The organism is Cupriavidus sp. SIMBA_020 (assembly GCF_046535395.1).
Lineage (GTDB): Bacteria > Pseudomonadota > Gammaproteobacteria > Burkholderiales > Burkholderiaceae > Cupriavidus > Cupriavidus campinensis.
In genome coordinates this window covers 1-270 of the sequence record NZ_JAWRWU010000633.1, presented here as the reverse complement: position 1 = coordinate 270, position 270 = coordinate 1, and the positions used below count along the sequence as shown (strand labels likewise).

The 270-nt window shown below is 65.6% G+C and carries 1 pseudogene; it reads left to right on the top strand.

Going from position 1 to position 270, the window contains the following annotated elements:
* Window positions 1-137 (top strand): annotated as a pseudogene (locus SB751_RS30835) (ABC transporter permease); the annotation flags it as partial.
* Between the last annotated feature and the right edge of the window lie 133 nt (window positions 138-270).

Genomic DNA, 270 nt, shown 5'->3' with positions numbered 1-270 from the left:
GCGACCTGGCCATCCGCTATGGCTATTACCGCTTCCAGACCGACGTGATGGTGCTGACCGTGGCGCTGCTCGTGGTGCTGGTGCAGATCATCCAGTTCGCCGGCAATACCGTCGCGCGACGCATCGACAAACGCTGATCCCGAGAGGAATCCCATGTCCGTCAAACGCAATCTCCTGAGCCTGGCGCTGGCCGCCGCCGTCCTGTCGCTGTCCGGCGCCGCGCTGGCGGCCGATCCGGCCAAGAAGGAAATCGTCTTCGGCGCCACCGCC